Here is a 21,273-nt window from a genome sequence, read left to right on the forward strand (position 1 = left end):
CAATCACCCGCGCCGACCGTCACAGCTTGGCAGATGGCGGACCCCGACGATCTTGAGACCCTGTTGCTGGGCCCGGTCCTGGCCGATCGCGATTGCGGCGGCTGCACCGCGTGCTGCGTCACGCTGAAGGTCGATACGCCCGACCTTCAAAAACCTGCCGGAACCCCATGCCCGCAGCTTTGCCCGACAGGCTGCAGCATCCATGCCGAGCGCCCGACCATCTGCCGGACCTGGTTCTGCGCCTGGCGCAGGATTGCCGCCTTGCCCGACGAAGCGCGCCCCGATCGATCGGGTCTGATCGTTTCGGTGAGCTTTCACCGCGAGGCGCGCCACCCGTTCGAAGCCATTGCGCTCACCGTGCTGGCGCTGCCCGGCAGCGACGCGATCGCCAGCGGCATGGCCGCGCGCGTGCTTGACGCCATTTGCGATCGGCCGTTGGCCGTGTGGTTCAGCGACGGCAAGCGCAAGATGCTGATGCACCCGGAAAACGACGTCGCAGAACTGGTGCTGTCGGGCAGCGCGCCACCCATGCACCTTGCCGATGAAGTCGCGGCCTGGCGGACGCAATATGCCGCCTTTCTTGCCTGACCGGCATTTTCTGACTAACGCTGGACAGACGCGTCGCGCGGCGCGCCAGAATGACGATAGGGGAGCGGGAATGAGCGGAATCGACCGGAGGCTTTTCGTGGCAGGCGCAGGTGCGGCTCTGCTGGGCGCGGTCGGCAAGTCTTCGGGCGGCACGATCACCCTTCCCTTCGCCAATGGCACGCGCCCGCTGGTGCAACTGCCCGGCAAGCGCGAGATGATCCTGCTGACCAGCCGCCCCCCGCAGCTGGAAACGCCGTTTTCCGTTTTCGACCAAAGCCTGCTCACGCCCAATGACGCGTTTTTCGTGCGCTATCACCTGTCCGGCCTGCCGACCGAGATCGATCCGCGCAGCTTCCACCTCGCGATCGGCGGGCATGTCGAAACGCCGCTGAAACTGACGCTCGAGTCGCTGCGCCGCGATTTTCCGGTGAGCGAGATCGTTGCAGTCAACCAGTGTTCGGGGAACAGTCGCGGCTTCGTGACGCCGCGCGTCGCGGGCGGCCAGCTGGGCCATGGCGCGATGGGCAATGCGCGCTGGCAGGGCGTGGCACTGAAGCATCTGCTCGCCAAGGCCGGAGTGCGCGCGGGCGCTGCCCAGGTCACCTTCAACGGCCTCGACAATCCGCCCGCCGACGGGATCGCCGATTTCGTCAAGGCGCTCGATATCGACCATGCGCGCGATGGCGAGGTGATGGTCGCGTTCGCGATGAACGGCGAGGAACTGCCTTTCCTCAACGGCTATCCGCTGCGCCTGATCGTGCCCGGCCATTTCGGCACCTATTGGGTCAAGCATCTCAGCGAGATCAATGTCGTCGACAAGGAATTCGACGGCTATTGGATGAAGACCGCCTATCGCATCCCGGACAATGACTGCCGGTGCGTCGAGCCGGGCACCAAGCCCGACAAGACCGTGCCGATCGCCCGGTTCAACGTCCGTTCGTTCCTGACCAGCCACCCGGATGGCGCGAAGGTCAGCGCAGGCCAGACGACCGAGCTGCGCGGTATCGCCTTCAGCGGCGGCGATCCGATCAAGCGCGTGCTCGTTTCGCCCGATAACGGCCGGAACTGGCAGGAGGCAAAACTGGGTGAGGATCTGGGCCGCTATTCGTTCCGCGACTGGAAGCTGGGGCTGACGCTCGCGTCAGGGCGGCATGCCTTGCGCGTGCGCGCCGAGACGGCGGGCGGCGAGACCCAGCCGATGGAGCCGCGCTGGCAGCCTGCGGGCTATATGCGCAACGTCGTCGAGACGATCAACGTGGAGGCCGTGTGATGCGCAAGGGAGTGATCATCGGGCTCGGCCTGCTTGCAGTGGCCGCTGGCGGCGTGACCTGGGCGCTGATGGATCGCGACGCAGGGCCGGATATCGTTGCCGCGCGGATGGAGCCGGTCAGCTATCAGCTGCCCGAAGAAGCGATTCCCGACGAGCTGTCCGACGCGGGTGCCGAGATCGTGGTCAACAACTGCACCGCGTGCCACAGCCTCGAATATGTCACCACCCAGCCGCGCGGCATGGGCGAAAAATTCTGGCACGACGAGGTGACCAAGATGGTCAAGGTCTATGGCGCACCGGTCGAACCCGGCGATGCCGAGGCGATCGCGAAGCTGCTCGCCGAGCGGTTCGGCTAGAACAGCACGATGACGACTGCGAACGAGGCCGCGAGGCTCGTCAGCGTTGCGATCAGCACCGGGATGGCGGGGCGGACGCCGGTTTCCATCAGCAGGTCCATGCGGCTGCGCATCGCGGTCGCGATCACCGCGATCAGCAGCAGCCCCTTGGACAGGCTGAGTGCCGAATCGCGCACCGGATCGGGCATCGCGACGAGCGAATTCACCAGCACGACGGCGAAGAAGGCGACGATGAACCAGGGCAAAGCCAGCCGCTTCCACAAGGGGCTGCCCTCGGCCTGATCCGCATTGCCGATGGCAAGGCCGGTGATGATGACAACGGGCGCGAGCATCGCGACGCGCGAGAGCTTCACAATCGCAGCATAGCTCCCCGCGCTTTCGGAAAACGCATAGCCGCCGCCGATCGCCTGCGCGACATCATGGATCGACGCGCCAATCAGGAACCCGGCCTGCTGGTCGGTGAGCTCAAGATATTCAGCCAGGATCGGGTAGAGCGACATCGCTAGCGCGCTGAAGAGCGAAACCACCACCAGTGTGATCGCGAATTGCGACTGGTTCAATCGCTCGCGGCCAATGATGCCATAGAGCGCCATTGCTGCGCTGGCGCCGCAGATCGCGGTCGCCCCGCCCGCCAGGATGCCGGTGTAATTGGACTGGCCGACCAGCCGCGCGCCGAGGATACCTGCCAGGAACGTGACGGTCATGATCGCAGCCAGCGCGGCAAAGGGCTGCACGCCCAATGAGCCGATCTGTTCGAACGTCACCTGCAGGCCCAATAGCACCACCCCGAAGCGCAGGCAGGTGCGCGACGCGAAATCGAGCCCCTTGTGACTGCGCGGATCGCGCGCGACGAAGCTCAACGACAGGCCGATCAGAAGTCCGAGCAGAATGATCGGGAAATTATAATGTTCGGACAGCCAGGCCGCGGCCCCGGCGGCAATCGCGCAGATCGCCAGGCCTTGGAAGATCGTGTCGCGCGGTTTTTCGGCATGGGGCTTGGGCGCGGCTTCGGCCAGATACATTTCACCGAACAGGTCGCCCGCTGCGGGGAGCGAATCCCAGTCGATATCCTGCCGCTTGCCGTTCATTGCCGCTCCCCTCGCCCCCGATATATGTCCTTCGGTGTCATATTGGGCTTTCCTTACGCGCGCGAGCGGCTATCGTGCAAGCCCGAAGCGTCGTAGACAGGCGCGCATATGGGAGGATCGGCGATGGACGAGGCACGGCATCAGGGCATGGCACGCGGCGCAGCGATCGCGCTCGTCGTGCTGCTCTTCCTGGGCAACGCTCTCAACTATGTCGATCGGCAGGTGCTGGCGCTATTGAAGCCCACGCTCGAGGCCGAATTTGGCTGGTCCGACGCCGATTATGCGCATCTCGGCTCGTCCTTCCAGATCGCCGCTGCAGGCACGCTGCTGTTCGTCGGCTGGTTTGTCGATCGCCTCGGCGTGCGCGTCGCCTATGCCATCGCGGTGACCGTCTGGAGCGCGGCGGGCATGGCACATGCGCTGGCACAGACCGTACAGCAGTTCGTCGCCGCGCGTGTCATTCTGGCAGCGGGCGAATCGGTGAGCACGCCTGCGGGGCTCAAGGCAGCCGCGACCTATCTGCCGGTGAAGCAGCGCAGCATCGCCATTGGCCTTATCAATACCGCGCCCAATATCGGCGCGATCCTCACCCCGCTGCTAATCCCGCCCTTCGCCCTCGCCTTCGGCTGGCAGGCGGCCTTCTGGGTGACGGGTGCGCTCGGCTTTGTCTGGCTCGCCGGATGGTGGTGGGGCACCCGCAATTTGAAGCCGCTGGGCGACATTCCAGAGCGCGCCCGCGTGCCCTGGGGCACCCTGCTGGCCGACCGCAAGACCTGGACCGTGATCGGCGCGAAATTCTGCATCGATGCGGTCTGGTGGTTCGTGCTGTTCTGGATGCCCGATTTCTTCAACCGCCAGTTCGGCCTTTCGCAAGGCGAGCTCGGCTGGCCGATCGCGATCATCTTCACCCTCGCGGCGCTGGGCGCGATCACCTCGGGCGGGCTCTATCCGATCCTGCTCAGCCGGGGCATGAGCGTGAACGGCGCGCGCAAGACATCGATGCTGTTCTACGCGCTGGTCGTGCTCGCCATGCCCCTGTCGCTCCAGACCGGCAATCCGTGGATCGCCGCGGTGCTGATCGGCCTGGGGCTGTTCGCGCATCAGGGCTTTTCGACCAATGTCTTCGGCATGACCGCCGACATCATCCCCGCCACCCGCGTCGCGAGCGTGATCGCGCTGGGCGCGGTGGCAGGCAACCTCTCGGGCACCGCGATCATCGAGTTTGCGGGCTATTCGCTGGGCAGCGGCATGGGCTATGTGCCCTTGTTCGCGATCTGCGGCAGCGCCTATCTGGTCGCGCTGGCGTTCATCCAGGTAATGATCCCGCGGCTCAGGCTCGCGGAGGAAGCGGAAGCTGGCGTTGCGGGCTGACGCTCAACCCAGAGGCTGGCCGATCTCGAACAGCTCGTAGATCGGCCCGGACAAGGTCTGCGTCCCCGTGCCGACCAGCGTCAGTGCATTGAGCCAGGCATAGCGCGCATCCCCGCTTTCCAGCCGCGCCTGGACGACGATGCTGTATTCGTCTGGTTCGAGCAGCGCCCCCTTGGCAAAGCGTGCCATGGCGTCACCCTTGCCGCGCATCGCTCCTTGGTAGCTCAGATAGATCGGCACGCCATCGTCACTGGTCAGGTTCAGCCGAACATCGATCAGCAGCGTGCCATCAGGCTGGATGACATACCAGTCCGCCCCGCCTTCGACTGCACCGCTCAGCCGCTCGCCGGAGAACGACCCGCCGGTCACCTGCGCGATACCCCGATAGCCTGATGCAATGGCCCCGATGCGCCGGGTGCGGGCGAAATCGACCTCGAGTTGCAAGGTCATCAGATGGCGGTGGACGAGCTGCTTCATGGGAGAAGGCCTAACATTCGACCAGCATGCAGCAAAGATCGAAAGCCAATGCCACGGAAGCTTCGCATCGTTGCGCACTGAAGGCGAAGCCGCGCCCCCCGCTTTTAGCGGTCATCTTCAGGACGTGGCGACGGTTTCGACGATGCGGTTGCCTTGTCGTACGGTGCGATGACCTTGGGCTTGATCAAGCCCTCCCAAAGCGCCCATCGGCAGATGCTGGTCACGATCGCCAGCCACAGCGGGATATAGATAAGCACCGGAAGATCGATGAAACCGGCATAATCTGCTGTCACCAGCGCGAAGCCGATCCAGCCCGCCAACGTGATGGCAGGCTTCAGCCGTTCGACATGAACGGCCACGCGCGATGCCTGTTCCAGGAGGCGGTTCATAGAAGCACCATCTCATCTTCCGTCCCATTGGACAACAATGCGTTTCGAGTTGCGCCCACGAGCTCGCGGCGTTGCGCCGGGCAGGAAAAAGGCCCCGGACTTGCGTCCGAGGCCCTTTTTCGTTTCGCTTGACGATCGATCGATCAGCGCAGGCGTGCGCGCAGGCTGATGCCGAAATAGCGGTCCGCGTCGCGCGGGATCTGCAGGCGCTGGCCGACGCTGACGTTGAGCAGCGCATAGGCCTTGTCGGTGATGTTGCGCGCGAGGAAGCTCACGCGGTAATTGTCGTCCGGATCGGAGAAGCCGATGCTGCCATTCCAGATGCCATAGGCCGCGATCGGGCCCTGTTCGCCAAGGTCGGAGAACTGGCGGCTGACATGGCGGAAATCGGTATCGAGGTACATCTTGAACCCGCCCAGATCGCGCTCGTAGCTGGTGCCGATGGTCCAGGTGAACTTCGGCGCCAAGGGCAGCTGGGTGCCGTTGCGGGCGTCCGGAGCGTTGGTCGCGGGGTTCGGGTTGAACCGCTTGACCGTGGCATCGGCATAGGCGCCGCTCGCGCGCAGCGTCCAGCCGTCGACCGGCACCGCGAGCAGATCGACCTCGAAGCCCTCGCTCTTCACCGAACCGGCATTGGTCAGGTTCGAGACGACCGCGCCGTTCAAGAGCACGAAATTGTTCGCCTGGAAGCCGTCATAGGTGACGGTGAACGCGGACAGGTTGAATTGCACGCGGTTGTCGAGGAACTGCGACTTGAGGCCGATTTCGAACGCGTCCGAGGTTTCCTCGTCGATGGGGATCGCGTTGGTCGGCGCGGTGTGGTTGAAGAACACGTTGAACGCCGGGCCCTTGTAGCCGCGGGTATAGCTGCCATAGAGCATCACGTCCTCGCTCGGCGTGAACTGCAGCACCGCACGGCCCGAAAGATTGCCGTTCGAGCTGTCGCCGCGCGAGGTGTTGGTGCCGTTGCCGCCCGAAGCGATCGTGCCGCCCGCAGGTGCGCCCGAGACGCCGGGTCCGGTCGCAGGCAGGCCGGTCGTGGCATTGACGCCTGGTGCGCGGGTGTGGATGAAGCTCAGATCATCCCAGGTGTAGCGAAGGCCGCCGGTCAGCGCGAACATGTCGCTCAGGCGATAGGTTGCCTGGCCGAAGATCGCATAGTTGCGCGATTCCACCGCACTGAACGAGGTCGCGGTCGGGAAGATGGTGTTTACCCGATCGTTGACGTTGCACGGACGACCGCCGGTGATCGGGTCGATCGGCAGGGTCGAGGTGGCGCAGGTGATGTTGCGGCGAGTAAAGTCCTGCTCGTTGTCCGAGCCCCAGATGAAGCCGCCGATCTGGTAGAAGAAGGGCTTGCTCTGGTCCGAAGCGAGCCGCACTTCGAGCGAGAGCTGTTCGGTGCGGACCTGGCCATTGTCGTGCAGTTCGCCGGTGCCGACGATCGCGCGCGGCAGGAAGTCGCCTTCACGGATCTCGGTGTTTTCCCAGTTGCGATAGCCGACGATCGCGCTCAGCACATGGTCGGTCAGCACGTCGAAATCTGCGCTGGCGGTCAGGCTCCACTGCTTGTCGAGCGTGCGCGTGACCAGATTGTGGTTGACGAAGCGCTGGTTGACCCCGCGCGCCACGCCGCCCGGCAGGCCGAGCTCGGCATCGAGCACTGCGCCGCGGCTGACGCCCGTCACATCGGCGCAGCAATCGTCATCGGCCTCGAAATAATCGGCGATGAAGCGGAAGCGCGTGCCGCCATTGTCGTAATCGAGAATACCGCGCGCGCCATAGTGCTCGTAACCGTTGATGCGGTTGCGGCGGCCACCGTTGATATTGGTGATATTGCCGTCATAGCTGCCATAGAAGCCGGTGATGCGGCCGGTCAGATTTTCGGCGAGCGGCCCGGAGATCGCGCCGCGCAGGCGATATTCGTCATCGTCGAACGCTTCGAGCCGGGCTTCGGCCTGCAGGGTATCGGTGCCGCCCTTGGAAACGATATTGACCAGACCAGCGGACGCGTTCTTGCCGAACAGCGTACCCTGCGGCCCGCGCAGCACCTCGAGACGCTCGGCATCAACCAGGTCCATGAATGCCTGCCCCGAACGGCTGAGCACGACGCCGTCGACCACGGTCGAGACGCTGGGTTCGGCCGCGATCGAGAAGGTGATGGTGCCGACGCCGCGCATCACGATCGCGCTGTTGGCGCTGGTCGTGCCCTTGCGGAACGAAACCGAGGGGACAAGCTGGGTCAGCCCTTCAAGGCTGGTAACGCCGGTGGTCTCGAGCCGTTCAGAGGTGATCGCGGTGATCGCGATCGGCACATCCTGCACGTTTTCTGCGACTTTCTGCGCGGTCACGACGATTTCGGTAATGCCGCCCTGATTGTCATCGGCGGCAGCGTCCTGCGCGTATGCGGGCATCGCGAAAGCGAGCGAAAGCGCGGTCGCGGACAGCGCGGCGGCACGGACGGACAATAGATTGGAAAGCTTCATGATACCCTCTCCCTGCGAGAATGCGGTCGTAGCGGGGGCTTGCTGCCCCTTGATATGGTCGCCGCGATTGGCGCTTGATCTGCTATGACTGGCTCGATATGTCAAGCGGTGTCAGAAAAACGGACAATGGCTGCGGCCATTTCGCCACAGTGCGAGCACAGGGTGAGGAAAAACGCTTTGAAACTGCGGGTGCACGCCCAGAATGACGGGTTCGATCTCCTTTTCGGAGACCGGATCGTGCTGCGTCACCGCGCGAGCTGTCCTGCGGTGGTCATGGCCCGCGGCAATCCCGATATCACGATGTTTCGCGGCAATTTTCGCATTTCCGACTCGCCGAGCGAAGAAATCGCACTGGCGGACTGGAATGAAACCGATGGCGGTATCGAATTGCTGCATTATGGCGCGCCCGTCGCAGTCATTTCGACCAAGGGCAATCGGCTGACGATCAAGGCCCTGTTGCCGGACTACGACCGCTTGCGCGTGCGCCTCCATGCGGAACCGGGCGAATGCGCCTGGGGCGGCGGCGAGCAGATGAGCTATCTGGCGCTGAATGGCCGCGCCTTCCCCATCTGGACCAGCGAGCCCGGCGTCGGCCGCGACAAGTCGACCGAGCTCACCCGCATCATGGACGCCGAGGGCATGGCGGGCGGCGACTTTTGGAACACCAATTACCCGCAGCCGACCTTCCTCACTTCGCGCTGGATCGCGGTGCACCTCGACGCCAGTTGCTACAGCGTGCTCGACTTCACCGATCCCGGCTTCCACGCGGTGGACGTGTGGAGCGACACCGCGAATTTCGAACTTTTCGCCGCCGATGGTCCGCTCGAGCTCGTCTCGGTGCTGTCGAAGCGCTTCGGTCGCCAGCCCGAATTGCCAGACTGGGCGATCGGCGGCGCGATCCTGGGCCTCAAGTCTGGCGCATCGAGCTTCGATCGGATGGAGCGTTTCATCGAAGCGGGCACCGCCGTCTCTGCCCTGTGGTGCGAGGATTGGGCGGGCATCCGCGAAACCAGCTTTGGCCGTCGCCTGTTCTGGGATTGGCATAACGGAGAGCGCAGTGCCCAGCGCTATCCGGACTTGAAGGCGCGCATTGCAGACCTGCACCAGCGCGGCATCAGGTTCATGGCCTATGCCAATCCCTATATATCCGTGGATGGCGAGCTTTTCGCCGAAGCGGCAGGCGGCGGCCATTTTTGTCTGCGTACCGACAGCGACGACGTGCATCTGGTCGATTTCGGCGAGTTCGATTGCGGCGTGGTCGATTTTACCCGCGAGGAAACCCGCGCCTGGTTCGCCGAGCGCGTGCTGGGCCGCGAGATGCTGGATATCAGCATCGACGGCTGGATGGCCGATTTCGGCGAGTATCTGCCCACCGACCTTCGCCTAGCCGATGGTTCCGATCCGATGGAGACGCACAACCGCTGGCCGGTGCTGTGGGCCGAGGTCAACGCGCGCGCAGTCGCAAGCCGGGGCCGCACCGGCGATGCAGTCTTCTTCATGCGCGCGGGCTTTTCGGGCGTGCAGGCGCATTGCCCGCTGCTCTGGGCAGGCGACCAGTCGGTCGATTTCACCCGGCACGACGGCATCGGCACGGTGATTACCGGCGCGCTTTCCGCAGGTCTGGTCGGCAATGCGTACAGCCATTCGGATTGCGGCGGCTATACCTCGCTGCACGGCAATGTCCGCACCGAAGAGCTGATGCAGCGCTGGTGCGAGCTCGCCGCCTTTGCGCCGGTCATGCGCAGCCATGAGGGCAACCGGCCCGATGACAATCTGCAATATGACTCGACGCCCGAACTGATGGCCTGCTTTGCGCGATGGAGCCGGGTGCACGCGCATCTCGCCCCTTACGTCCGCCACCTGTGCGGCGAAGCGAGTGCGCAAGGCCTGCCCGCGCAACGCCCGCTCTTCCTGCATTACCCGCACGACCCTGCCCTCTTTACGGTGCAGGACCAGTTTCTCTACGGTGCCGACCTTCTGGTGGCCCCGGTGATCGAACAGGGTGGGCAAGCGCGCGACGTCATTCTGCCCGGTGTGGGGCAATGGCGTCATGTGTGGAGCGGCGTGGATTACGCCCCCGGCACGCACCGCATTGCTGCGCCGATCGGCCAGCCACCGGTCTTCTATCGCCCCGACAGCGCCTTTGCCGCGCTGTTCGCGGGCCTGAACGAGGCGCTGGAGCGATGAGCGAACGGGCGAACATCCGCGATGTCGCGGCCAAGGCGGGCGTGGCGGTCAAGACCGTGAGCCGGGTTCTGAACGGCCACCCCTATGTCAGCCAGGCGACGCGCGACCGGGTGGAAGAGGCGATGCGCGACCTCGATTTCCGCCCCAGCGTCGCCGCGCGCATCCTGTCGGGCGGCAAATCGAACCAGATCGCGCTGATCTACGACAATCACAGCCCCTATTACATGTTCCAGATCCAGACCGGCTGCTGGGATTTCTGCCGCGCCAACCGCATCCGCCTGCTTGCCCAGCCGGTCGATGTCGCCGACCCGCAGGTGGGCGAACAGGTGCGCGGGCTGGTCACCGAAACGCATGTCGATGGCATCATCCTCTCCTCGCCAGTGACCGATTGCGATCCGGTACTGCGCGCGCTCGAGGCATTGGACGTGCCGTTCGTGCGCATCTCGCCGGGCACCAACCACGCGCTGACGAGTTCGGTGTTCATGGACGATGCCCAGGCCGCCGACGACATGACCACGCACCTGATCAATGCCGGGCACCGCCGCATCGGCTTCATCAAGGGCCACCCCAATCACATGGCATCGGACGACCGGCTGTTCGGCTATCGCCGCGCGCTCGACCGCGCGGGCCTGCCCTATGATCCGGTGCTGGTCTGCGATGGCGAGTTCGATTTCGATTCCGGCGTGCGCGGCGGACGTGCGCTGCTCGATCTGCCGCAGCGGCCGAGCGCCATCTTCGCCTCGAATGACGACATGGCCGCCGGCGTGCTCGCGGTGGCGCACGACCGCGGCATGGACGTGCCCGCCGAGCTTTCGGTCGCAGGCTTCGACGATACCACGCTCGCGCGCACCGTCTGGCCGCCGCTGACGACCATCCACCAGCCGATGGCGGAACTCGCGCGTACGGCCACCGAAATCCTCATCGCAGGCGGCGACATCACCCATCGCCGCCTTCCCCACCAACTTGTCGAACGCGCCTCGGTAGCGCCCCCAAACAGGACCTTTTCATGAGCGAACTGCCTTTGCCACCCGAATTCCGCCAACTCGGGCGAAGCGATATTGCCGTGTCTCCCATCGCCTGGGGCATGTGGCGCCTCGCTGAAAACGGCCGCAGCGTAGCCGACGCGACGCGGCTGGTGCACGCGGCGCTCGATGCCGGAATCAACTTTCTGGACACGGCGGACATCTACGGCTTTGACGGCCAGGGCGGCTTTGGTGATGCCGAGGCGCTGCTGGGCGAGGTGCTCGCCGCTGATCCCGCCCTGCGCAGCCGCATGGTGCTCGCGACCAAGGGCGGCATCCTGCCCCCCCTGCCCTATGACCAGAGCGCGGACTATCTGCGCACCGCGATCGACAATTCGCTGCGGCGCCTCAAGGTCGATATGGTCGATCTGTGGCAAATCCACCGCCCGGACATTCTTGCGCACCCTCAGGAGGTTGCGCGCGTGCTCGACGATGCAGTGAGCGCAGGCAAGATCCGCAGCATCGGGGTGTCGAACTTCACCGTGCACCAGATTGCGGCGCTCGATCATTTCCTAAGCCACAAGCTGGTCACCACCCAGCCCGAGATCAGCCCCTTGCGCATCACGTGCTTCGAAAATGGCGAGCTCGATCAGGCAATGATGATGGGGCTGACTCCGATGGCCTGGTCGCCCTTGGGCGGTGGTCGTCTGGCAGCGGCGGAGACCGCGCGCGACCGGCTCGTGGCGGCGGCGCTCGACGCGGTGGCCGAGGCGCAGGGCGTCTCGCGCAGCGTCGCGGCCTATAGCTGGCTGATGGCGCACCCAGCGGGCATCGTGCCGATCATCGGATCGCAACAGGCCGAGCGCATCGCCGAAGGGGCAGCTGCGCTCAAGGTCCGCTGGACGCGGCAGGACTGGTACGCGGTGCTGGTCGCCGCGCGCGGCGAGCCCCTGCCCTGATGATGCGCAGGATGCTTCGACAGGCTCAGCATGAGCGGGGTTGGAGCTTCCATTGAACTACCATCCGCTCAGCCTGAGCCTGTCGAAGGCCCCGCGCCAGACCGAAGGACCCGAACGATGACCCAAACACCTGACCAACAATGCGAAATCGCCTGGTTTTCGGCGCTGTGCGACGACGATTATGAGTTCCTCGGCGTGCCCGATCCCTATCTGCAGTCAAGCTGGGAGCATTGCCGCAACATCGTGCTGCGCGCCGAAGAAGGCGGGTTCGACAATATCCTGCTGCCCTCTGGCTATTCGCTCGGGCTCGACACCACCGCCTTTGCTGCGGCCGTCGCCACGCAGGTGCGCCGCATGAAGCTGCTCTGGGCGACGCGCATGGGCGAGGACTGGCCGCCGCAGCTCGCGCGCCGCATCGCGACGCTCGACCGCATTCTCGGCCCCAATGCATCGGGCACCGGCGGACGGCTGAACGTCAACATCATCTCGTCCGACATGCCGGGCGAGAAGATCGAATCCGGCCCCCGCTATGCCCGCGCGACCGAGATCATGAAGATCGTGCGTACCCTGCTCAACGGCGAAGCGCTCGACTTCCAGGGCGATTTCTACAATCTGAAGCTCGACCCGCCGCGCATCACCACCTTGTCGGGCAAATGCCCTGCCTTCTATTTCGGCGGCCTCAGCCACGAGGCGCGCGAGTGTGCGGCCGAAGCATGCGACGTGTACCTGATGTGGCCCGACACGATGGACAAGGTGCGCGAGAATATCGCCGACCTGAAGGCGCGTGCGGCAAAATACGGGCGCACGCTCAAGTTCGGCTACCGGGTCCATGTCATCGTCCGCGAGACCGAGGACGAGGCGCGCGCCTATGCCGACCGGCTGCTGAGCAAGCTCGATGACGAGGCCGGGAAGGCGATCCGCGAAAAGTCGCTCGACGCCAAGAATTATGGCGTCCAGCGCCAGCAGGAACTGCGCGGCGCGGCGGATGGCGACGGCTTTGTCGAGGAGAATCTTTGGACGGGCATCGGTCGTGCGCGCTCGGGCTGCGGTGCGGCGATCGTCGGCACGCCCGATCAGGTGCTCGCCAAGCTGCGCGCCTATCAGGCCGAGGGCATCGAGGCGTTCATCCTCTCGGGCTATCCGCATGTGCAGGAAGCCGATATGTTCGCACGCTACGTATTGCCGCACATCCAGCACGGGCCGCTCGAGATCTGATGGACCAGACGCCGCATCCTGAGGCCGCAATGTTCGACGTCGCCGTGATCGGCGGCGGCGTCAATGGCACCGGCATTGCGCGCGATGCCGCCGGGCGCGGCGCACGGGTGCTGCTGCTCGAGGCGCAGGATCTGGCGAGCGGCACCTCGTCCAATTCGAGCAAGCTGATCCATGGTGGCCTGCGCTATCTGGAGCATTACGAATTCGGCCTGGTGCGCGAGGCCCTGGGCGAGCGCGAGATCCTCTGGGGCATCGCGCCGCATATCATGTGGCCGATGCGGTTCGTACTGCCCTGGGTCAAGGGACTGCGCCCGCGCTGGCTGCTGCGGCTGGGGCTGTTCCTCTATGACCATATCGGCGCGCGCAAGCTGCTGCCCGCGACCGAGACGATCCGGCTCGACCGGCACCCGGCCGGCAAGCCGCTCAAGCCCGAGTTCGTGCACGGTTTCGTCTATTCGGATGGCTGGGTCGATGATGCGCGGCTCGTCGTGCTCAATGCGCGCGATGCCGCCGATCACGGCGCTAAGGTGCATACGCGCTGCCCGGTGACGAAGCTGGAGCGCGTCGGCGAGCATTGGCGGATCGAGACGCCGCAGGGCGATTTTACTGCATGTTCGATCATCAACGCCGCCGGCCCCTCGGTGCTCGGCATTCTGGGCAAGTCGGGCGAGCAGCCCAAACAGTCGATCCGCCTCGTGCGCGGCTCGCATATCGTCGTCGCCAAGCTGTTCGATCATCCGCACCCCTATTTCTTCCAGCTGCCCGATGGCCGCATCTTCTTCGCCATCCCCTATGAGCAGGATTTCACGCTGATCGGCACCACCGATCGCGACCAGCAGCCGGGCGAACCGATTGTCGCGAGCGAAGAGGAAATCGCCTATCTGTGCGAGGGCGCGAGCCGCTTCTTTGCGAAGCCAGTGACCCCCGCCGATGTCGTGTGGACCTATTCGGGCGTGCGACCGCTGGTCGACGACGGGTCGGGCAAGCCCGAAGCGGCGACGCGCGGCTATCGTTTCGACCTGACCGAGGAGCATGAAGGCGCACCGATGCTCTCTGTCTTCGGCGGCAAGATCACCACCTTCCGCACCCTGAGCCAGGAAGCCGTGGACCAGCTCGCGAGCCGTGTACCCGCATTGCGCGGCGACCATTGGACTCACGCCAGGCCCCTGCCCGGCGGCAATTTCGGCGTGCACGATGTTGCGCAGCAAATCGCTGGTCTGCGGGCGCGCTATCCGTTTCTCGAAGGCGGATGGGCCGAGCGACTCATTCGCACCTATGGCACGGTTGCCGCGCGCTTCCTGGGCGAAGCCAAAACCCTTGCTGATTGCGGCGAACATTTCGGCCATGGCCTGACCGAGGCCGAAATTCGGCATCTTGTCGCCAACGAATGGGCATTCACCGCCGAGGACATTCTCTGGCGTCGCACCAAGCTCGGCCTGCATCTTTCATCCGAGCAACAAGCCGCGCTCGAACGCTTTTTCCAGAAGGAACCCGTAGCATGACACCCCGCATCGTCGCGATCGGCGGCACCGTTTCGATCGGCAGCACCACCGAACTGGCGCTGCGCACCGCGATGGCCAGCGCCGCAGCCCACGGCGCAGAGGTGCAGCTGTTCGACGGGGCCTATCTCGCCGCGCTGCCGCATTATCGCTCCACCGCGCATGCCGGTGCCGAAGGGCGCGAGATGGTCGACGCGGTGCGCGCCGCCGATGGCGTGCTGCTCGCCGCACCCGGCTATCACGGCACGATCTCGGGCCTTGTCAAGAACGCACTCGATTATCTCGAAGATTTGTCGAAGGACACGCGTCCCTATCTCGATGGGCGCGCGGTCGGGCTGATCGCCACGGCCTATGGCGACCAGGCAACGATGAGCACGATGCAGACGTTGCGCAGCATCGTCCACGCGCTGCGCGGCTGGCCGACGCCCATGGGCGCGACGATCCGCACCTATCCGGGCCTCTATTCGCCCGATGGCGAATGCCTGGACGATCGCGCGCGGATGCAGCTCGACATGGTCGGCCAGCAGGTCGTGCAGGGCGCGACCAGCCTGAGTGCGATGGCAAGGCCCGCCGCATGAGCATCGCAGGCGCGGTGGAGGCCCTCAAAGCGGGCAAGGTCATCATCATCACCGGCGACCGCTTCCGCCGGGGCGACATGGATTTCGCCGTCGCCGCGCAGCATGCGAGCGCCGAGGCGATCAATTTCATGGCGACGCACGGGCGCGGGCTGATCTGCCTTGCGATGCAGCAAGACCGCGCGATGCGGCTGGGCATCGGCCTGATGAACCCCGGCAAGGACCGGCAATCGGGAAGGCCCCTGGGCCGCTCGATCGAGGCGGCCGAGGGCGTCACCACCGGTATTTCCGCCGCCGACCGTGCGCAGACCGTGCGTGTCGCGGTCGCGGCGGATGCTACCGCCGATGACATCGTGTCGCCCGGCCATATCTTTCCGCTGATCTGCTCGCCCGGCGGAGTTCAGGAACGCCCTGCCGCCGCCGAGGCCGCGATCGAGCTGACGCGTCGCGCCGGTTGCGGCGATGCGGCGGTGATCTGCTCGATCATGCGCGACGATGGCGAGATGGCGCGGCCCGGCGACATTGCCGATCTGGTCGAGCGCTTCGGGCTCGAGATCGCGGATATCGGCGAACTGCTGGACGAAGGGGCCGAAACGGAGGCTGCGCATGGCGACTGATCCGCTGATCCTGGTACTCGACGAGGGCACCACCTCAACCCGCGCGATGCTCTACACGCTGGCAGGCGAATGGATCGCGACCGAGCAGCGCGACATCACGCAATATTACCCGCAACCCGGCTGGGTCGAACATGATGCGACCGAAATCTGGGAGCGCACGCTCGCCTGTGCGCAGGCAATGGTCGCGCGCGCAGGCGGAGCCGAGCGGATCGCCGCGATCGGCGTCACCAACCAGCGCGAGACCGTGGTCGCCTGGGACAAGGCGACCGGCCAGCCGCTCGGCAAGGCGATCGTGTGGCAGGACCGGCGCACCGACGAACAATGCCAGCGCTTGCGCGCCGACGGGCACGAAGCGGCGGTGCAATCGACGACGGGCCTGCTGCTTGATCCGTATTTCTCCGCGACCAAGATGGCGTGGATGCTGCGCAATATCGACGGCGCTGACGCTTTGGGCGACCGCCTCGCATTCGGCACGATCGAAAGCTGGCTGGTGTGGAACCTCACCGGCGGCTTGCACATTTCCGATGTGTCGAACGCCAGCCGCACCAGCCTGCTCGCACTGACCGGGCAGAGCCGGGACGATGGCCTGTGCGACCTGTTCCGCGTTCCACGCGCGGCGCTTCCGGAAGTGGTGGCCAGCACCGGAACGTTTGGAACAACCAAGCCCGAGCTGTTCGGCACCCCTATCCCGATCACGGGTCTGGCGGGCGACCAGCAATCGGCGACCATCGGCCAGGGCTGTTTCGATGTCGGGCAGACCAAGGCGACGCTCGGCACCGGCGCCTTCATCCTGGCGAACATGGGCCAGACCCCGCCCAGATCGGAGCATCGCCTGCTCGGAACGGTGCTGTGCGAGGTGAACGGCACGCGCAGCTTCGCGCTCGAGGGATCGGTCTTCGTCGCAGGCAGCCTGGTCAAATGGCTGCGCGACAGCATCGGCCTGCTCGGCAATGCCGCGGAGAGCGAGGCGCTCGCCCGTTCGGTTCCCGATAGCGGCGGCGTGGTCGTGGTCCCCGCCCTGTCCGGCCTCGGCGCGCCCTATTGGCTGCCCGATGCGCGCGGTTCGATCACAGGACTCTCGTTCGCGACGACGCGCGCGCATATCATCCGCGCATCGCTCGAATCGGTCGCCAATGTGTTCCACGATCTCGGCCGCGCCTTTGCCGCCGATGGCGCGCCTTGGTCGGTGCTGCGGCTCGATGGCGGGATGAGCGCCAATGACTGGATCGCGCAGGATATTGCCGATGTGCTGGCCATCCCGTGCGAACGCCCGAGCGATGTCGAGACGACCGCGCGCGGTGCGGCGATCCTCGCGGCGATCGGTGCGGGCCATTATGGCTCGCTGGAAGCGGCGCGCGCTATGGTCGCGCCGATCCAGACCTTCGATCCGCAGATGGAGAGCACGGCGCGCGACCAGCGCCTCGGCCAGTGGACCAAGGCGCTGCGCTGCTGAAGGATCAGACCTTCGCTGGAGCGAGCCTGGGGCTCAGCAGGTGCACGACCAGCAGCGCGGCGAGATAGGCGCTCGCGCAGATCGCGAACAGGATTTCGTAACTGCCCGTGCTGTCGAGGATATAGCCGGTGAACAGCGCCATGCCCATGCCGCCGAGCGCACCGATAGTGCCGCCGATACCGACGACCGAACCCACCGCACCGCGCGGGAACACGTCCGACGGCAGCGTGTAGAGGTTCGCAGAGAAGGCCTGATGCGCCGCTGTCGCAAGGCCAATGATCAGCACCGCGCCCCATACGCTTTCGATGCCTTGCGCGAACCAGATCGGCGTGACGGCAAGCGCACAGACCAGCATCGTCGCCTTGCGCGCGAAATTGGGCGTCTTGCCCGCCTTGATCAGCCGCGAGGACATCCAGCCGCCGAAGATCGAACCACCATCCGAGATCAGATAGATCGCGGCGAGCGGCAGACCGAAGGTCTTGAGGTCCATGTCGTAGCGCTCGAACAGATAACCGGGCAGCCAGAACAGGAAGAACCACCAGATCGGATCGATCAGGAACTTGCCGAGTGCATAGGCCCAGGTCTCGCGCACGGTGAGCAGCTTGGCCCAGCCGATCTTTTCCACCGGGTCTGCCGGGTCCTGCTGGATCCAGGCGAGTTCTCCCGCCGAAACGCTCTTGTGCTCGGTCGGGTGGCGGTAGATGGCCCACCACGCGATCAGCCAGACAATGCCGAAAATCCCAGTGATGTAGAAGGCCATGCGCCAATCGAACATCAGCACCAGCCAGGGCACCAATAGCGGGGTGATGATCGCGCCGACATTGGCCCCGGCATTGAACAGCCCGATGGCAAAGGCGCGCTCGCGCTGCGGGAACCAGTCGGTGACCGCCTTGATCCCGGCGGGGAAGTTGCCGCTTTCGCCGATGCCCAGGCCGAAGCGCGCGGCGGCAAAGCTGGTCACGCCGGTCGCGAGACCATGCGCCATATGCCCGGCGGTCCAGATGACGATCGCGACCGCATAGCCCAGGCGCGCGCCGATAACGTCGACGATCCGCCCGAAGCCGATATAGCCGATCGCATAGGCGACCTGGAACCAGAAGACGATCGCGGCAAAGTCGGTCTCGGTCCAGCCGAACTCGGCGACCAGCGTGGGCTTGAGCACGCCGATCATCTGCCGGTCGATATAGTTGATGGCCGTCGCCGCAAACAGCAGCCCGACAATCACCCAGCGATAGCGCCCTGCCCTGCCCGCAGCGGCGTCGAGCGCCTGGGACCGTGTCGCAGTTGCGGCGGATTCAACCATGTTCAGCTCTCCCAAAGCAGCGCCCGGCCGTTACCGATCCGCCAGCATCCCGTTTCTTTGGCGTCCTGCCCCGTCAGCGCGGCTGCGCTGCAACCACGCGGCAATGCACGTCGCCATGTCCGACAAATTCGGCGCGGAAACTCTGCCCCACCGCGATTTCGTGCACGCCGGTGATCGCGCCGGTCGAAACCCATAGCCCATTCGACACGTCAAAGCCGCGCTGGATCAGGTTTGCCAGCAGAAAGCGTACCGCGCCATAGGGGCCGTCAAGCATCGTGGCCGCAGTCGCCTGGCCGACCTCTGCGCCATCGATCTCGCTGCGCACCAGAATGGCGCACAGATCCACCTCGCGCCAACCGGTCAGCTCTGCGCCGAGCACCACGCCGGCATTGTTGCCGAAATCGGACACGGTGACCGCCGGTCCATCGAGATTGATCCGCGCATAAGGCGAACTGGCAATCTCGATGCCGAGCCGCACATCGTCGAGGATTGCGCGGGTGCCATCGTCATCGGTCGGCACCGGGCCGGCAAATCCGGGGGCGACATGCAGCAGGATCTCCGCCTCGCCCGCCGCAAAGCCGCCCTCGAACACCGGCATCTCGGGCGCAGCGCCCGAGGCGGCATCGACGATGCTGTCGGCAAAGATCGGTCCTGAAAGACGGTTTGCGCCCAGTGTGCCATCGAGCGGGGGATTGATCCGCCCGACCTTCCAGCCCGCCACCGCGCGGCCATCGAAGTGGATGGCACGGTCCTGAATGGAATAGGCTGTGTCCAGCGCGGCGGGGGCGACGCCCGGATAATCGCTCAGCGCCCTCGCCTCGCGCCGAGCGCTGACAAAGGCCTGCGCTACTGCGTCCACCTGTGCACTGACCTGCAATTCCATCCCCATCCTGTCGTCCTTCTCTAATCGCGATGCCTAGAGGAAACCGGTGTCATCCGCAAGGGGCGGCGTTCCCGCTACCCTTTCCCTTAGAGCGTCACACCCTTTTTCCAGATAGCGATCGCCCGCTGCCCCGCGCGCTCAGCCGCCGTCCGTTCTCCGCTGGCGATGGCGAGCAACCTGTCCAGAAACGCGCGATCGACCGTCTCCAATGTGTCTTCGAGCGCGGCCGAAGCATTGAAATCGATCCAGTGTTGCTTGTTGGTCGCCAGCGCCCGGTTCGATGCGATCTTGACCGTCGGCGCGGGAAAACCGAGCGGCGTCCCGCGTCCGGTCGTGAACAGTACCAAAGTCGCCCCGGCGGCGGTCAGCGCGGTCGAAGACACAGCGTCGTTGCCCGGCGCTTCGAGCAGCGCGAGTCCGGGCCGGTCAGCTTGCGCTCCATAGGCGATCACGCTGGTGAGCGGCGCGGTCCCGGCCTTCTGCACCGCGCCCGCCGACTTTTCCTCGAGCGTGGTAATGCCGCCAGCGATATTGCCGGGTGAGGGATTCTCCGAAACGGGCAGGCCCTGATACAGATAATAACGTTTGAAGCGGTTCACGAGGTCGGCGGCCTCAGCGAAGGTCTCAGCATCGACCGCGCGGTCGAGCAGCGCCTGCTCTGCGCCGAAAATCTCGGGAATCTCGGTCAAAATCGGTGTACCGCCCGCCGCAGCGAGCGTCTCGCTGAACCGGCCGAGCAATGGATTGGCGGTAAGCCCGGAAAAGCCGTCGGACCCGCCGCATTTGAGCCCCACGACCAATGCACCCAGCGGTAGCGGTTCTCTCTTTGCCAAGGCCGCCTCGACCACCATCGCATCGATGATCGCGCCCGCTTCGGCCAGCTCGTCGCCCGCCGCCTGCGACGAGAGGCTCCGCACCTTGGCTCGTGCGGACGGCGGGATCGCATCGATCAGCGCCGCCAACTGGTTCGATTCGCAGCCCAGTCCCAGCAGAAGCACGCCCGCCGCATTGGGATGCGCCGCCAGCCCGGCGAGCAGCGCGCGCGTGCCCGCCAGATCGTCGCCGAGCTGCGAACATCCGTGCGGATGCGGATAGGCGATGATGCCGTCGATCTTTCCGGCGCTGATCAGCGCGGCATGACGCTGCTCCGCCGAGCACGCGATCTGCTCCGCCGTCAAAGCGACACAGCCGACCGTGGGCAAAATCCAGATCTCGTTGCGCGTGCCTGCGCGCCCGTCGGTGCGGCGATAGCCCTGCCAGACCGAGTCTTCAGCAAACGGCGCAACCGCTGCCGCAACCGGGGCGTCGCCCGGCACATAATGCTCCTCACCCACGAGCGCGGTCACCAGATTGTGGCTGTGGACATGCGCGCCCGGCGCGATCGCCGCCGACGCGCGGCCGATCGGCAGGCCGTATTTCACCACACGATCGTTAGCCTCATGCGCCTTCAAGGCAAATTTGTGCCCCTGAGGAATGTCTTCGACCACCAGGCTGGTAGATTTGCCGAGCGACACCTGTTCACCCGCCTGCAAGGGACGCAAGGCCACCGCAACCGTATCTGCTGCATGCACCTGCATCGCATCGGGCATGTGATG

At 65.3% G+C, this 21,273-nt stretch carries 19 protein-coding genes; 12 read left to right on the plus strand and 7 right to left on the minus strand.

The genetic code is table 11. The features are described 5' to 3' along the window. Positions 1–33: 33 nt before the first annotated feature. From OPU69_RS10555 to sorB, 3 genes are all read left to right on the plus strand, one after another. Positions 34–588, plus strand: coding sequence for a CxxCxxCC domain-containing protein (locus OPU69_RS10555; protein ID WP_498510886.1), 555 nt, complete (start codon positions 34–36; stop codon positions 586–588). 70 nt (positions 589–658) lie between these two features. Continuing rightward, positions 659–1,858, plus strand: a complete 1,200-nt coding sequence (gene sorA, locus OPU69_RS10560; RefSeq protein ID WP_498510888.1) for a SorA family sulfite dehydrogenase catalytic subunit — start codon at positions 659–661, stop codon at positions 1,856–1,858. Next, on the plus strand, positions 1,858–2,214 hold the full coding sequence (sorB, locus tag OPU69_RS10565) for a SorB family sulfite dehydrogenase c-type cytochrome subunit (protein WP_498510890.1): 357 nt from the start codon (positions 1,858–1,860) through the stop codon (positions 2,212–2,214). Before sorA ends, sorB begins: the two co-directional genes overlap by 1 nt. Here the strand turns inward: sorB and OPU69_RS10570 are convergent. Further along, positions 2,211–3,302 (minus strand): YeiH family protein, encoded by a 1,092-nt coding sequence (locus OPU69_RS10570; protein ID WP_498510892.1) that lies wholly within the window; start codon positions 3,300–3,302, stop codon positions 2,211–2,213. The genes sorB and OPU69_RS10570 overlap by 4 nt on opposite strands. Before the next feature lie 123 nt (positions 3,303–3,425). On the opposite strand from OPU69_RS10570, the gene OPU69_RS10575 reads away from it, so the two are divergent. Further along, on the plus strand, positions 3,426–4,673 hold the full coding sequence (locus tag OPU69_RS10575) for an MFS transporter (RefSeq protein WP_060978690.1): 1,248 nt from the start codon (positions 3,426–3,428) through the stop codon (positions 4,671–4,673). A 3-nt stretch (positions 4,674–4,676) separates the two neighbouring features. Here OPU69_RS10575 and OPU69_RS10580 read toward each other — a convergent pair whose 3' ends face one another. The 3 genes from OPU69_RS10580 to OPU69_RS10590 all read right to left on the minus strand — a co-directional run bounded on the left by OPU69_RS10580 (position 4,677) and on the right by OPU69_RS10590 (position 8,025). After that, positions 4,677–5,150: a DUF3237 domain-containing protein gene (locus tag OPU69_RS10580; protein WP_498510894.1), complete on the minus strand. Its 474-nt coding sequence runs from the start codon at positions 5,148–5,150 to the stop codon at positions 4,677–4,679. 104 nt (positions 5,151–5,254) lie between these two features. Further along, positions 5,255–5,539, minus strand: a complete 285-nt coding sequence (locus tag OPU69_RS10585; protein WP_060978688.1) for a hypothetical protein — start codon at positions 5,537–5,539, stop codon at positions 5,255–5,257. Between the two features lie 143 nt (positions 5,540–5,682). Beyond that, positions 5,683–8,025 carry a TonB-dependent receptor gene (locus tag OPU69_RS10590; RefSeq protein WP_498510896.1) on the minus strand — a complete coding sequence of 781 codons (2,343 nt, stop codon included), beginning with the start codon at positions 8,023–8,025 and terminating at the stop codon, positions 5,683–5,685. A gap of 177 nt (positions 8,026–8,202) precedes the next feature. On the opposite strand from OPU69_RS10590, the gene OPU69_RS10595 reads away from it, so the two are divergent. The 8 genes from OPU69_RS10595 to OPU69_RS10630 all read left to right on the plus strand — a co-directional run bounded on the left by OPU69_RS10595 (position 8,203) and on the right by OPU69_RS10630 (position 17,492). Further along, positions 8,203–10,212: an alpha-glucosidase gene (locus OPU69_RS10595; protein WP_498510898.1), complete on the plus strand. Its 2,010-nt coding sequence runs from the start codon at positions 8,203–8,205 to the stop codon at positions 10,210–10,212. Beyond that, positions 10,209–11,222 carry a LacI family DNA-binding transcriptional regulator gene (locus tag OPU69_RS10600; protein WP_023837423.1) on the plus strand — a complete coding sequence of 338 codons (1,014 nt, stop codon included), beginning with the start codon at positions 10,209–10,211 and terminating at the stop codon, positions 11,220–11,222. The genes OPU69_RS10595 and OPU69_RS10600 overlap by 4 nt, the downstream gene beginning before the upstream one ends. Next, entirely contained in the window at positions 11,219–12,133 is a 915-nt protein-coding gene (locus OPU69_RS10605; RefSeq protein WP_060978685.1) for an aldo/keto reductase, read from the plus strand. Before OPU69_RS10600 ends, OPU69_RS10605 begins: the two co-directional genes overlap by 4 nt. 117 nt (positions 12,134–12,250) lie before the next feature. Further along, entirely contained in the window at positions 12,251–13,348 is a 1,098-nt protein-coding gene (locus OPU69_RS10610) for an LLM class flavin-dependent oxidoreductase (protein WP_498510901.1), read from the plus strand. Beyond that, positions 13,348–14,850 carry a glycerol-3-phosphate dehydrogenase gene (glpD, locus tag OPU69_RS10615; RefSeq protein WP_498510903.1) on the plus strand — a complete coding sequence of 501 codons (1,503 nt, stop codon included), beginning with the start codon at positions 13,348–13,350 and terminating at the stop codon, positions 14,848–14,850. The genes OPU69_RS10610 and glpD overlap by 1 nt, the downstream gene beginning before the upstream one ends. Next, entirely contained in the window at positions 14,847–15,425 is a 579-nt protein-coding gene (locus tag OPU69_RS10620; RefSeq protein WP_498510905.1) for an NADPH-dependent FMN reductase, read from the plus strand. The genes glpD and OPU69_RS10620 overlap by 4 nt, the downstream gene beginning before the upstream one ends. Beyond that, positions 15,422–16,039, plus strand: coding sequence for a 3,4-dihydroxy-2-butanone-4-phosphate synthase (locus OPU69_RS10625; RefSeq protein WP_498510907.1), 618 nt, complete (start codon positions 15,422–15,424; stop codon positions 16,037–16,039). The genes OPU69_RS10620 and OPU69_RS10625 overlap by 4 nt, the downstream gene beginning before the upstream one ends. Further along, positions 16,029–17,492: a glycerol kinase gene (locus tag OPU69_RS10630; protein WP_498510909.1), complete on the plus strand. Its 1,464-nt coding sequence runs from the start codon at positions 16,029–16,031 to the stop codon at positions 17,490–17,492. Before OPU69_RS10625 ends, OPU69_RS10630 begins: the two co-directional genes overlap by 11 nt. Positions 17,493–17,496: 4 nt before the next feature. Here OPU69_RS10630 and OPU69_RS10635 read toward each other — a convergent pair whose 3' ends face one another. The 3 genes from OPU69_RS10635 to OPU69_RS10645 all read right to left on the minus strand — a co-directional run bounded on the left by OPU69_RS10635 (position 17,497) and on the right by OPU69_RS10645 (position 21,267). Beyond that, positions 17,497–18,795, minus strand: coding sequence for an MFS transporter (locus tag OPU69_RS10635; protein WP_498510911.1), 1,299 nt, complete (start codon positions 18,793–18,795; stop codon positions 17,497–17,499). A 73-nt stretch (positions 18,796–18,868) separates the two neighbouring features. After that, positions 18,869–19,684, minus strand: coding sequence for a 2-keto-4-pentenoate hydratase (locus OPU69_RS10640; protein WP_498510913.1), 816 nt, complete (start codon positions 19,682–19,684; stop codon positions 18,869–18,871). A gap of 80 nt (positions 19,685–19,764) precedes the next feature. Then, positions 19,765–21,267, minus strand: coding sequence for a UxaA family hydrolase (locus OPU69_RS10645; RefSeq protein ID WP_498510915.1), 1,503 nt, complete (start codon positions 21,265–21,267; stop codon positions 19,765–19,767). Between the last annotated feature and the right edge of the window lie 6 nt (positions 21,268–21,273).

The organism is Blastomonas sp. 34TW (genome assembly GCF_059803595.1).